Origin of the sequence: Nostoc edaphicum CCNP1411, assembly GCF_014023275.1 — a bacterium.
Taxonomy (GTDB): Bacteria; Cyanobacteriota; Cyanobacteriia; order Cyanobacteriales; family Nostocaceae; genus Nostoc; species Nostoc edaphicum_A.
In genome coordinates, this window is sequence record NZ_CP054698.1 from 5,186,998 (window position 1) to 5,200,116 (window position 13,119).

At 40.2% G+C, this 13,119-nt stretch carries 13 protein-coding genes and 1 pseudogene; 5 read left to right on the forward strand and 9 right to left on the reverse strand.

Annotation, left to right across the window (positions count from 1 at the left end; all coding sequences use genetic code 11):
• Nucleotides 1-94 precede the first annotated feature (94 nt).
• The 6 genes from HUN01_RS24510 to petM all read right to left on the reverse strand — a co-directional run bounded on the left by HUN01_RS24510 (nucleotide 95) and on the right by petM (nucleotide 4,958).
• Nucleotides 95-322 carry a DUF2949 domain-containing protein gene (locus HUN01_RS24510; RefSeq protein ID WP_181928365.1) on the reverse strand — a complete coding sequence of 76 codons (228 nt, stop codon included), beginning with the start codon at nucleotides 320-322 and terminating at the stop codon, nucleotides 95-97.
• Nucleotides 323-836: 514 nt separating this feature from the next.
• A complete protein-coding gene (locus tag HUN01_RS24515) occupies nucleotides 837-1,343 on the reverse strand; it encodes a DUF192 domain-containing protein (RefSeq protein ID WP_181928366.1) in 507 nt (168 codons plus the stop codon).
• 160 nt (nucleotides 1,344-1,503) lie between these two features.
• The gene (gene nblR / locus HUN01_RS24520; RefSeq protein ID WP_069072197.1) at nucleotides 1,504-2,190 is read right to left on the reverse strand and encodes a response regulator transcription factor NblR; all 687 of its coding nucleotides are present in this window, start codon (nucleotides 2,188-2,190) and stop codon (nucleotides 1,504-1,506) included.
• Between the two features lie 384 nt (nucleotides 2,191-2,574).
• A complete protein-coding gene (locus HUN01_RS24525; RefSeq protein WP_181928367.1) occupies nucleotides 2,575-3,492 on the reverse strand; it encodes an NAD(+) kinase in 918 nt (305 codons plus the stop codon).
• A 129-nt stretch (nucleotides 3,493-3,621) separates the two neighbouring features.
• On the reverse strand, nucleotides 3,622-4,620 hold the full coding sequence (locus HUN01_RS24530; RefSeq protein WP_181928368.1) for an SDR family oxidoreductase: 999 nt from the start codon (nucleotides 4,618-4,620) through the stop codon (nucleotides 3,622-3,624).
• A gap of 233 nt (nucleotides 4,621-4,853) precedes the next feature.
• Nucleotides 4,854-4,958 (reverse strand): cytochrome b6-f complex subunit PetM, encoded by a 105-nt coding sequence (gene petM / locus HUN01_RS24535; RefSeq protein WP_109009093.1) that lies wholly within the window; start codon nucleotides 4,956-4,958, stop codon nucleotides 4,854-4,856.
• Nucleotides 4,959-5,165: 207 nt separating this feature from the next.
• Here petM and pdxA point away from each other — a divergent pair, with 207 nt between their 5' ends.
• Nucleotides 5,166-6,245: a 4-hydroxythreonine-4-phosphate dehydrogenase PdxA gene (gene pdxA / locus HUN01_RS24540; protein WP_181928369.1), complete on the forward strand. Its 1,080-nt coding sequence runs from the start codon at nucleotides 5,166-5,168 to the stop codon at nucleotides 6,243-6,245.
• A gap of 381 nt (nucleotides 6,246-6,626) precedes the next feature.
• On the forward strand, nucleotides 6,627-6,815 hold the full coding sequence (locus HUN01_RS24545; protein ID WP_181928370.1) for a hypothetical protein: 189 nt from the start codon (nucleotides 6,627-6,629) through the stop codon (nucleotides 6,813-6,815).
• Between the two features lie 77 nt (nucleotides 6,816-6,892).
• On the opposite strand, the gene HUN01_RS24550 is transcribed toward HUN01_RS24545, so the two are convergent.
• From HUN01_RS24550 to HUN01_RS24560, 3 genes are all read right to left on the reverse strand, one after another.
• On the reverse strand, nucleotides 6,893-7,120 hold the full coding sequence (locus HUN01_RS24550; protein ID WP_181928371.1) for a hypothetical protein: 228 nt from the start codon (nucleotides 7,118-7,120) through the stop codon (nucleotides 6,893-6,895).
• Nucleotides 7,121-7,141: 21 nt separating this feature from the next.
• A complete protein-coding gene (locus HUN01_RS24555; protein ID WP_181928372.1) occupies nucleotides 7,142-8,029 on the reverse strand; it encodes a protein rep in 888 nt (295 codons plus the stop codon).
• Between the two features lie 179 nt (nucleotides 8,030-8,208).
• Complete coding sequence (locus tag HUN01_RS24560; protein ID WP_181928373.1) at nucleotides 8,209-8,928, reverse strand: response regulator transcription factor; 720 nt, start codon at nucleotides 8,926-8,928, stop codon at nucleotides 8,209-8,211.
• A 1-nt stretch (nucleotide 8,929) separates the two neighbouring features.
• Here HUN01_RS24560 and HUN01_RS24565 point away from each other — a divergent pair, with 1 nt between their 5' ends.
• From HUN01_RS24565 to HUN01_RS24575, 3 genes and pseudogenes are all read left to right on the forward strand, one after another.
• Complete coding sequence (locus HUN01_RS24565; protein WP_181928374.1) at nucleotides 8,930-9,133, forward strand: hypothetical protein; 204 nt, start codon at nucleotides 8,930-8,932, stop codon at nucleotides 9,131-9,133.
• Between the two features lie 338 nt (nucleotides 9,134-9,471).
• Entirely contained in the window at nucleotides 9,472-11,844 is a 2,373-nt protein-coding gene (locus HUN01_RS24570) for an NACHT domain-containing protein (RefSeq protein ID WP_181928375.1), read from the forward strand.
• A gap of 496 nt (nucleotides 11,845-12,340) precedes the next feature.
• Nucleotides 12,341-12,787: pseudogene (locus HUN01_RS24575) on the forward strand (rhodanese-like domain-containing protein); the annotation flags it as partial.
• Nucleotides 12,788-13,119 lie beyond the last annotated feature (332 nt).

The following is a 13,119-nucleotide window of genomic DNA, read 5'->3' on the forward strand; positions in this document are numbered from 1 at the left end:
CAAATTGGTATAAATAGTGTTTGTTTGAGATTCCGTTAACGGTCTTTTGGTAAAGACTTTAAATCCAAAACCCAAAATCCAAAATTGGTGTGACTTATGCCGTCTCCAGCCAATCATAAATTTGTTCTAACTGCTCTAAAGTAATCAACCCATACTGCCAAAGAATCATTGCTAAAGGGCCTGGGTCTTGCTCACGATGTCGAAGCACCACCGCCAGTGAGGCTGTGGAAATGGCCAAATCTTCTTGTAAAAAATGCATCAGTCGAGAATATTTTGATGGTGACATTTGTATCTCACCTCCTTGTGCAGAATGTATTGTCATATATCAGTTCACCATTGCTTGGTAGACAGTAGCCAGTATTTAATCTGTCACTGTGCCGTTATCGGCTATACACCCACCCCAGCACAGCTTTTTTTGATTTGCCTTAGAGAGAGGCTTCTCATAAAAGGTCTAAGAAATAGAATTTTCCTACAAACCATCTGCTTGAAAGTCGAGCAGTATTTTTGCTTAGTTAAATTAACTCCATCTCGTTGACTTTTGTGCTTTATTTAATCACACATGTAGTAACAGAGATTCCATAGCCTATATTCTCTTATTGGCAGCTATTTACACTTACGCCCAAGGGAATATTTTTGCAACCAAACCTCAAAAGCGCAATTTTAGGTTGGAGACATTAGAATTTTACATCATTACCACAGTTTTCAAATATTAGCGTTACAAGTGACTGTTTTACCACATAAAGTGATATTTTTTACAAAAAAAATATATATTTAGACCGTGTAGCTTCTCAACAGAGTAACTACTTAGTTCTTTATGGTCGTAAAGCACTGGAGTCTCAAAACTCGATTTTGACAGTATCGCCCACTTTCAAGTTCAATTCGGCAGCTCTTCCAGAGCGAAGTTCAATTACCTTATCTATTGGTGTGTTTGGGCCATAGGTAGGACAAGGCTGACTTGTACAAGGAGGTGCAGAAGCCTGAATATATTTAACTACACCGTTCTGTAAAAATACCATATCCAAGGGCACTGGTACATTCTTCATCCAAAAACTTACTGGCTGTGCTGAAGGGAATCCAAACAGCATCCCTCGGTCATCTGGCAAAGCTGGTCGATACATCAAGCCCATCGCTTGCTGTTCTGGGGTCTGCGCCACCTCTAATTTAATTGTTGTACCATTAGGAACAATGGCTTTAGCCGAAATTGGTAGTGTTTGACCTAAATTTTCTGGTGCTGGAGTTTGAGAACCAGAGGTGAGACTGGGAGGTTTAGCTGTTGTTGGCATGGAACAGCCCATCAGAAAAATACTCAGCAATATCGAGAGCAAACTTAGCCGACGACTCATATTATTTGTTCGATTTTGTAATTTAGATTTCAATTTTACAGAATTTAAGCTGGAAAACCCACGGCTTTTATTTGTCCCGTAATACACCCCAGTTTTCAATCTCAATTAGACAATGGCAAAATCCCCTTGTTAAAGATAGGCAAACTTCCGCCACAGTATATTAGGATTCTCTTAAAACATACCCTACGCCGCGGACTGTCTGAATGAGGCGCTTTTGACCTTCATCTTCAATTTTTAGGCGCAAGTAGCGGATGTACACTTCAATTACATTCGACTCACCCAGAAAGTCATAACCCCAAACATTTTCTAAAATTTGTTCGCGGGTTAACACCTCACGGGGATGTTCCATTAAGAATTTTAATAGTTCAAATTCCTTCATTGTCAAGTCAATTGCCCGTCCGCTATGTATAGCACGGCGAGTTGCGATGTCTAAAATTAGATCCCCAAAGCGCAATTGCTCCGTGGTATCCACATCGGGTTTTAAGTAGAGGCGAATTAACTTCAAAAAGTCTTCTGAACGGTAAGGTTTGAGGATGTAATCATCCGCTCCAGCTTCTAGACAGGCTACACGATCATCGACTGTATCCCTTGCCATTAAAATCAATACAGGCGATCGCATACCAGTGCTTCTCATATTTTTACACAACGAGAGTCCTGATTCTCCTGCTAGCATCCGGTCTAAGACGATTAAAGCAGGTTGGCGATCGCGACAGTGTTGTAATCCACTGGTCGCATCATGAGCCAAAATTGATTCATAGCCGGCTTCTTGCAAATCGCAAGCAAGCTGATTTGCTAGGCTCTCATCGGTTTCAATCACCAAAACACAGGGACTTGAAGCAACTGTCATAACAATTTGGGATATTGGATTTGGGATTCGTAAAGATATTCCAGAGAAAATCTTTACATCAGTCATAAAGTGCAATTACGAGTTTTTAGTGACGGAGCAATCCTGATTTGACACGCTGCTAAGAATCTTTTAGCACGTTCAGGTGTCAGCTATCTAATTCTCCGATGCAATCTTAATAACTAACTTCAAGGGTATTGGGCATGGGGCATGGGGCATGGGTAATAAGAAGAAAGTAACAATCACCAATTCCCAATAGACATATCCGCGAATTAACCTTTAAGCCTTATAAATCAGAGGGTTAAAACGTAATTTACGGATAAGTTTAATCCACAATGCCCGATACCAATACCCAATGCCCAATGCCCAATCCCCAATGCCCAATAACTACGGCAATTCTACCGAAGTTGGTTTAGCGATATGTGGCAGACCCCAACCTAATTTTTCTCGTAAAATTCGGAAAAACTCAGGCGGTTGCAGGCGAATAAATCTGGCACTATATTGCGATCGCTCCATATATACTCGATCTTCTGGTAGGATATAACACCCGCCATTGCCATCTACTACCATCACCAGTCGAGGAATATTGACTGGGTAGATGTTGACCGAATCGGTATCCGGAAATACCAATGCTCTCGAAGCTAGAGAATGGGGACAAATGGGTACTAGCTGTAAAACAGGTACGCCAGGAGTCACGACTGGGCCACCAGCACTCAATGAGTAAGCTGTAGAACCAGTAGGTGTAGAAACAATCACACCATCCGCCGCAATATCTACTGGCGCATGACGCCCTATGGCGATTTCAAAATGGCACATAGAGGTCAAGGGTTCCCGATGCAGTACCATTTCATTTAAGCAGAGAGCTTCCCATAGTACTGAATCTCCCCGAAACACTTTGACGGTGAGCATAGCTCGTTCTTCAATTTCATATTCACCCGCCATCGCCTGTTCTAATGCTTGGGGCAATTGATTCAGGAAAGTTTCTGTCAAAAATCCCATGTGGCCGGTATTCACTGTTAGCAGTGGAATACCACAGGGGGCTACTTGACGAGACGCTGCTAAAACAGTGCCGTCCCCCCCTAACACCACTGCAAACTTCATATCTGAGTCAAAACCAGGGGGGGTTAGACCATCAATGGGCGTGTGGCATACAGAACTCTCAGGTGTAGAGTAGCCCAGTATTCCACCGATACTCGATGTGATACATACATTCCAACCGGCTGCGGTTAGCTTGTCTTTCAACTCGATAGCGACACGGCCCGCTATCGGTTTAACGTCATTGTAGATAATGCCTGCTTTCGGCACACTCAAATATCCAAGTTTAGGCGGTGCTCTGTATTATGTAATCCTTACACATTTTGGTCATGTAGTCATTAATCTAGAGTCAAATATCCAGAGTCTAGAGTTTAACGACTAATGTCTATTTTGTAATGACTATTGACTATTGGCTTTTGAAGACTGTTTAAAGGGAGTTTTTTTAGGTTTCTGCTTTTTATTTTTATTTTTCTGGTAGTCTACCTCTTTGAGCTTCTTCATGATTCGGCTGAAGTACTCTTGTAGATAGCTTTCTAGGGTTGTGGTTTGTTGTGCATCTAAACCAAAAACTGTATATACTTCATCCATTGAAGCATTTAACTGTTTACCACTAGCTAATACTTCTGTAAACGCTAGCCTGTCAGCTACGTTCCATCCCCACTGAAAGAACCGCATTAAGCCCCGCACAGCACGCAGCAAGTTTATTGGCATCCGCGTTATTCTGGCGTCTTTTCCAGATAAGCGTTCGCACAGGTTGATGATTTCTTCTGCACTCCATGCACGAGTACCGACTACAGGAAAAGCTTGGTTTTCGGTTTCTGGTACACTCAATGCTCGGATTGCAAACTTAGCAATGTCCTGAGTGTCCATATAGGCGATGGGAGAAGAATTACCTGTTACCCAAACTGGCTGTGCTTCTAAAATAGGAATCCCATACTGGCCAATTAACCCTTGCATAAACCCAGCTAGCCGCAAGATGGTGTAATTTAAACCTGACTCAGCCAGGAAGAGTTCTGTACACCGCTTAATTTCCATTAACGGCACTTCTGGGTATTTATCAGCATCTAAAATCGAAAAGAAGATAAAACGCTCTACACCCGCTGCTTTTGCTGCTTGAATCAATGCTACTTTGCCGTCCCAATCCACTTGTTTGATACTCAGTGAATCTGTAGGGCGGGATGTTGACGCATCAATAACTTGGGTTACGCCAACTAAAGCTTCCGCAAGGGTATCGGGGTAACGCAAATTTCCGGGTACGAGTTCTGCACCCCATTCTTTGAGAAAAGCTGCTTTTTTACTGCTGCGAACAAGACAGCGTACTTTATATCCCTCATCGATTGCCCGACGAGCCACTTGTCTTCCTAAGGTGCCAGTGGCACCGACGATTAATAATGTCATGAGGGTTGTAATAAATTTTAATGTTTTATGAAAAGAATGTTATCAGAATAACCTATGCAAACAAAACTTTACATCTTTTCTCAGAAAATCAATTGATTTGGGTAGACTCATGAGAAAATAGCTGCCCGGTTAACGGACAAGCTTTTTTCTCATTTCGATGAAAAAGGGAATGGGGAATGGGGAGTGGGGAGAATAAAATAACTCTTAACTCCTAACTCCTAACTCAGCACTAATTATTCTTCTCCGCCCTGAATTTTAAGTAACAAAGCACCTAAGCCCCAGCCCACGAAGATTAAACCGAAAGACAATAGAGCTGCATTCAATATTTCGCCGCCCATTGGTGTGATTCTCCTTATGCAAAGTGGTGTGTAAACTAGGTCTAACAGAAGCTTTTCAATAGTTGCTGTTGGATTAGACCTGTGTAAATAATTTTAAACTAGTTTAGCAGGTAATCCCTACTGGCTTGGGGGGCAATCCCTACTGTTGGAAGAAGGGGAGATGGGGAAATTGGGAAAATTTTATGATAATAATTATGAAGAAAATTTATGTATCAAAATAATCAAGGTAATTTAATAAATTTTGCTAAAGAGAATCGTCCGCGCTTGGCGTTGACGCTGGGAGATCCTGCGGGAATTGGGCCAGAAGTGATTTTGAAAGCTTTAGCAGATACGGAAATTAGTAAAAAATATGACGTTACAGTGGTGGGTAACAAGGATTTGCTGGTACAGACTTATCGCAAACTGAATTTAACTGAGAATTTAGCACCTTTGGCAAATCCAGATGAGTTGTCAATTAACGATGTGCAGTTGGATGGGGAAATAAAAGGTGAAATTATCTCAGGAATAGGTAATGCGGCGAGTGGTGCAGCTAGTTTTGCCTATATGGAATACGCGATCGCTCAAACACTCGCTGGTAAATTTGATGCTATTGTCACGGGGCCGATCGCTAAATCTGCTTGGAAAGCCGCAGGATATAATTATCCGGGTCAAACGGAACTTTTGGCAGAAAAATCAGGTGTTGACCGCTTTGGGATGTTATTTGTGGCGCGATCGCCTCATACTGGTTGGATACTCCGCACTTTACTTGCCACCACACATATTCCCTTACGTCAAGTAGCCGATACATTGACACCAAAGTTGCTGACACAAAAACTGGATTTACTGGTGGAGTGTTTGGAGAAAGATTTTGGGATAGAAAATGGGAGAATTGCGATCGCAGGTTTAAATCCCCACAGTGGTGAACAGGGACAACTTGGACATGAAGAACAGGATTGGTTAATTCCTTGGTTGGAGCAAGAGCGGCAAAATCGTCCACAATTGCAACTAGATGGCCCAATACCGCCGGATACGATGTGGGTTAAACCTGGTCAAGCTTGGTATGGAAATTCTTTAGGACAAAATCCTGCTGATGGCTACTTGGCACTTTACCACGACCAAGGCTTAATTCCTGTGAAGCTGATGGCGTTTGATCGGGCAGTTAATACTTCTATAGGTCTTCCTTTTGTTCGGACTTCACCGGATCATGGAACAGCGTTTGATATTGCGGGTAAGGGAATTGCTGATGCTACGAGTATGAAAGCAGCGATACATTTAGCGGCTGAGTTGGTTAGTCAAAGGCAGATATGATGCCTAAAAGTGTAAATTAACCTACTTATTTTTATAACTCGAAGATATTTCCTAATTTCAAGTGAAGGTAATCTGCATTTCCCAGTTATTCACTCATTGAGTTGCTGGGATTTTTTCTTTTGGCTCTACGAAATTTTGTAGGCTAACGCCTAATAATTGTGATGATGTGCATTTATTTATCCACTCGCTGGGTGGACTATATGGTGAGCAGCTTCGCTGAGGCAATTAGGAAAGAAAACAGAGATAACTAAACAACGCCCCAGGAATTTACCTGTGGATTTTTGTTTGTTGATCTCTGAAGAGGTGCTAACGCGCACTTAGGTGTGAGGTTTGTGTAGCGCTATCGCGCATAGCTTCGTGAATACTATTTGGTACATTCAAATGTCACAAAAACTAAAAGAATTGGGTTTTGTTATTAGTACCACTTTATTGCTTGGTGGTTCTTTCGGTTTGGCTGTTGTTGATAAAGACTATCGTCCAGTATTTGCTGATCTTGTTAAGGTCGGCTTTGGTGGCTATGTCGGTTGGGTTACTTCTACCCGACACGAGCAGGACAAAGGTAAGGATTAAAACTCTTTTCTACATTGTCTAATAGTCTGAAACAACTGCATCTTCATGATTATGAGTATTTTAACTAGTCTTAGTTATCACTCAATATTGTACTTTTGTAACTTGTGCTTCCACCTGAAAGACAAACTTGCTTTATCAGCCTCATCTCTTTCTTCACTTTCATCAATGAGGTCTTGGTTTTTTTCTTCTAACTCGCGCATATAGGAATCATATTTGATTTCTGAAAATATTTGAGTAGGGTGTGTTATGCCGTAGGCTAACGCACCATCCGAAGATTTTGGTGCGTTACGGAAGCCGTAACACACCCTACATATACTTAGATTTTTTCATAAATCAAATACTAGTCCTATATACTGCCTGAGTATACCCCCAACAGCGATCGCTCTACTTCTATGCAGTTGACGGGTTAACTCTAAAAACCATTCTCTATCACCCACTAAATCTGACTCTTTCACCTGATACTTGAGAATTTCTGGGATGAGTAGTGATGGGTTATGATGCTTTGCAATTGCGCTAGTATGAATAATTGGCTGGTAATCAATCCGTAAGCACTGCTGCCATAAGGCTATCCATTTGGTATGAGAAAGATAGCCATGACTGAAATACGAAGGCGGCACCATTGCCAAAATATGTAAATGCGGATGTGCTGAGACTCCATCTCTACCTTTAGTCACTTCTATGGACTTTACCCAGCCTTTCCCAGGCCATGCTTTCAATTCAGTGAATCGCTTAAAAGCTTTATTTATGGAATCCAAGTTTTCCCTGAGTTCCTCAATCTGGCAATTCTTTACAGTCAAGGTGAGAAATAGCCAACGATGCTTGGGGTAATCAGTTACAACCTGTGGGAGAATTTTGTAAGCTCTTGCTTTCCACATAAGCGATCGCCGCCACTGACAAATCGGACAGTGACGAACCCTACAGAATCGGGCATCCAATAGCTTTAACTTGAGAATACTTTCTGATTCGTCTGGCACTAATTGAAATTCCAGCAATTCGGAACATATTCTCATCCGCCAAGCATATTGCTGAAAATAATCTTCGTCTGCTTTGGCGTAATAATGTAATACTTTATCAGTATTAGCTCTGTGTTTATCCCAAATTTTACCTATGGGTGAAACTTCGGTTAAAGTCTGTACATTTTGATTTTGTTGGAACTTATCTTGAGACGATATATTAAAAGCAATAAAGTTACTGTCTGAGGCTTGAGCAGACACGAAATCACCAAATCAGTTTGTATCAGCGTCCTAAATTAACCCAAGTTATAGGGACAAGCCTCAGTAAAAGTATTTAGGTAAGTCAGATGCGATGATAATTGATAATTATTACCCCATCCAGAAATGCGCTTTTTTGTCTCCATTAATAAACAACGGTGCAAGTACTCATTAATTACGAATTACGAATTAGTAATCTCATCGGGCGCTTCAAACTTATAACCATAGCCCCGCACAGTTTTAATAAACTCCGGTACGCTGGTATCGACTTCCATTTTCTTACGCAACTGACCAATATGGACATCAACTACCCGTCCATCTCCTATGTAGTCGCAACCCCAGATTTTTTGGATTAGCTGTGGGCGACTCCAAGCCTGATTCGGATGACTTGCCAAAAAATGTAAGATATTAAATTCCAGGGCTGTTAAGGCGAGAGGTTTATCGTTAAGTGTTACCTCCCGACCTTCTGGATTAATTGCTAGCTGCTTGAAAACTATCCGTTGTGTTGGGGAGGGGTTGATGTAGCGTATCCGCCTCAAAAGAGCTTCTACTCTAACTTCAACCTCTGCAAGACTAAATGGTTTAGTCATGAAATCATCAGCACCTGCGCTTAAGATTCTAATTTTATCAGCCTCGTCAGTCCTACTAGTCAGTATCAGCACTAAAACATTAGTACGACTCTGCATTTCTTGGCAGAGGTTATAACCAGTAACATCCGGCAAATTCCAATCCAGAATTACTAAAGCTGGATTAAATTGCTCAAACAACGATAAGGCAGTTTTACCATCTGCTGCCGACTCTATTTGATATTTTCGACTTAAAAAACGATAGACGAGATTTCGCACACCGAAATCGTCATCGACGATCAGAATTTTAGGAGTAGTAGTGGGAACTGTAACCATAATGCTGCCTATTATTGATTGGGCGATTCGCTGTTGCGTCAGTTTTGCTTTACGTGTTTCTGTTGAGAGTGTGTTCACGCGCGTCTCTGCTGAGTACGATCGCTACTGTAGTACTTGTGTACAATTAATTTTCCATGAAGTTTATGAAAACTTCAGCCATCGTAATGCTTATAAAATGTATAAGTCTTGTATGATTTTTGTATAATTTTGAATTTATATTGTATATTTTTAAACTTTCATACTTAAAATAAGTGTCCTTGAAGACCATCTCCATATCCGCAAATAGTCCAAAGAAACACTAAACACAACTGCAATTGCTACAACTTTGGAAGAGCAACCACACTCTCTGATGAATTAGATATCTATAAAAGCTCACAAAGGAAACCATAAGCCAATCTAGATTCTAAACTCCTATTTAACCCAACCGTATTTTAGCCAATGAGTATGTCTTCTTGAAGAAGGTCTACGAAAATCTACCCTGGTGCATTTACATGTAGTTACCCTCTTAAGCATATACTATACTACAAGTTTCAGCCTGAGACTATGATAAGCCAAGGACTGAGAGCATCACCAGAAGGTATAAGGGCAGCAAAAACAGCTTTAACAGACAAAACTTGGAGTCAGCATAAATTAGCAACAGCTTTAGGAATTACACGTCAACCAGTTTCCAAATTTTTTGCAGGTGAGTCGGTTTCTCGCTCTTGTTTTGTCCAAATTTGTCAACAGCTAGGATTATCTTGGCAAAAAGTAGCTAGCTTACCTGAAGATGTCGCATTTGATGCAACTCCTAAAGCGCAATTCAAAGGTGCTGACATCGATACATTGGTGCGGGAAGTGCGCCAAAAGCGCCAAGACAAAATTCAAGACCAGTGCAATACCATGCAAATGTTGGACATTTCCCAGACTGTCCAACTGATGGATATTTACACCAATATTAATGTCTTAGAGAAGATAACTAGCCTGGAATGGCGAGAAATTTCTGACCTGTTGAAAGACTTCAAATCTGAATCGAACTTTAATCAACTTGGAGGATATAAACGTCAGAGACGATTACCAGGCTTAGAGGCGGTATTGCAACACTCAAAACTAATAGTGCTGGGTAAACCAGGGTCAGGTAAAACCACATTTTTACAATATCTCGCAATTGAGTGTAACAAAGGCGAGTTTCAGCCAAACCGCATCGCAACTTTTATTAGGCTGAAAGAATTTGCTGAAGATGCTAAAAGTGATAGCCAATTCAATATATTGAACTACATCAGCGAAGAATTTCTGAGTTGCGGTATTGAAAAAGAATCAACTAAAATTCTGCTGACTGAGGGCAAACTACTGATTTTGCTAGATGGATTAGATCAAGTACCAGCAGAAAAGGCAGATAAAGTCACAGTAGAAATTCGTAGATTTACCCAGAGTTTTTACAAAAATAAGTTTGTTATTAGCAGTCGGATTGCTGCCCAGAAATATAGATTTCAGGGATTTACTGAAGTTGAGGTGGCAGACTTTGACCAAGAGCAAGTGGAAGTTTTTGTCAAAAAATGGTTTGTTGCAGTTGCTCTTAATTCTAGAGAAGATGGGGAAGCCATAGGAAATTTATTTATTAATCAGCTACATCTACCAGAAAATCAGCATATCCGAGAATTAGCGGTCACTCCAATACTGTTGCATTGGATTTGCATAGTGTTCCAAATAAAAGATGGATTCACCTTAAATCCAGCCAAGTTATATGAGCAAGCGCTGAATATTTTAATGTTCAGATGGGATGAGATTAGAGATGTCAAACGCGATCGCGTTGGTTGTAATTTGACTCCATTAAGTAAAAAAAAGCTCCTTTGTAAACTTGCATTTATAACTTTTGAGCAAGAAGATTACTTCTTTGAAAAGGAAAAAGTTTTGCAACTTATTGCTGACTATCTGGATACATTAGAAGGAATTAACTTAGAAGGAACTCAATTGCAGCTAGATCGAGAAGCAGTTTTGAAGGCAATTGAAGTACAAGATGGGTTATTAGTGCAAAGGGCACAAGAAATTTACTCTTTTTCTCATTTGACGCTCCAAAAGTATTTCACAGCTAGAAAAATTGTTGAGATTTCCCAAGTCCAATCTTGGAACAGTCTGGTTAGTCACATGACCGAAAAGCACTGGCAAGAAGTATTTTTACTAACTGTTAGTATGTTGTCGAATTCTGATGAAATACTACAGATAATGAAACAAAAAATTGATTTATTAATGGCTAGCGACGAGAGATTACAATATTTTTTAACCTGGCTGCGTCAAAAATCTAGTTCAATCTCTACTAATTACAAAGCAGCAGCCGTTCGTGCTTTTTACCTCGTTTGCGTTGAACAAAGCTCTTGCAATAGACCTCGCGCCTTTGTCTATACTTCTGGTTATGATCTTGAGTACGCCCTTGTTGGTAACATAGCTTTTGACCCTGAGCTTGCTCTTGATGAGTTTCTGTTTAGTACTGTTGCCTGTGTTAGCGAACTTGATTTTGCTTTTAAGCATAGTCTCAACGATGCCCTTGATCATGTTCATGCCCTCGCCATTGCCTTTGATAAAGCTGTTGACCTTGTTATTGATCCTAAATTGAAGCAAGTCTTACAAAAACTGAAGAAACAACTGCCACCCATAGACAGCAATCTAGATAAATTTAAGGATTGGTGGGAAGCTAAGGGTAAAATGTGGGGTGAACAATTAAGAAATATACTGATTAAATATCGCAATATTGGTTATTATTGGCAGTTTAATGAACAGCAAAAAGAATTACTTCAGCAATATTACGATGTCAATAAGTTGCTGGTAGATTGTCTCAATAGCGCCGCTTATGTAAGTCCAAGAGTATGGCAGGAAATTGAGGAGACATTATTATTAGCGATCGCTGATATTGAAAGGGTACGCAATTTATATATTAATAGCTGATTTTTTACTTTTAAATTAATAATTTCTCTGATTTTTTAAGAATTTAGTAAAATTAAGATTGTCTAAATTACTACAACATCAGAAACAGAAAATTTAAATCTATTTAATTAGATTAATATAAAACAGAATTCAGAATTCAGAATTCAGAATAATCTACCTATAAAGAGATAGAGTTTTAAGGCGGGAATATTTTAATTTTTTCGCTTGACTTCGGGCGTTAGCATAGCGGGACGAAGTACGGTTTTAACCAATATTCGTCACCCAATCGTACAGAATTAATACTGAATTCTGACTCCTTAATTCTGAATTATTTTTAGAAAATCTTGTATTCCCATAGTCTTAAATGGTTGTATTTGCAATTGATTAATTGGTAGAAATTATTGAAATTACCCAGTCTATCTGAGGAGAGATTTCGAGGATATTCATACCAGCGAAAGAGCAATTAAATATATTGAGTTAGTTAAATTGCTATTAATATCGTCAGCAAGGAGCAGTTATGGCAAATAATTTAGTAGGCGGGATCATTCCCCCACAGCCACCAATAGAAGCACAATCTGATGCTCATGTCTTGAAGTCTCGCTTGGAATGGGGCGAACCAGCTTTTACAATTTTGGATGTGCGCGATCGCAACACCTTCAACCAAGGTCATATTATGGGAGCGATGCCCATGCCAGTAGATGAATTGGTAGAACGTGCAGTACCTTCTTTGGATAAAAGCCGTGATATTTACGTTTACGGTGCAAATGAAGAAGAAACTGCTCAAGCCGCGCAGCAACTGCGTTCTAATGGATTTGAGCATGTCTCCCAACTCAAAGGTGGTCTTGGCGCATGGAAGGCGATTGGTGGCCCAACAGAAGGTATTATTGAATCAAAAACTCCCCCAGGCGCAGATGACTACAATGTTGTAGCTCGGCTACAAAATCACCAAGAAAATCTGCAAAAGGGAGGTACTAGCGCTACGGAAGCCATTAAGAAGGGAGCTAGTAACCTCAAAGAAGGCATTCAAGAGGGAGCAAGTAACCTCAAAGAAGGCATTCAAGAAGGAGCTAGTAATCTCAAAGAAGGCATTCAAGAAGGAGCTAGTAATCTCAAAGAAGGTGTTAGTGAATCTAAAACTCCTAGAGACACTAATGATTCCAACGTTGGATCTTAGGTAAAAATCACTTGAGTAAGTGGGCGTGAATAATTAAAGTTTTGTAGTAAGGACTTTAGTGCTTAGAAATAAAATAAGGACTAAAGTCTTTACTACGAGCTTGCTTACCTGTCAATTTAAAC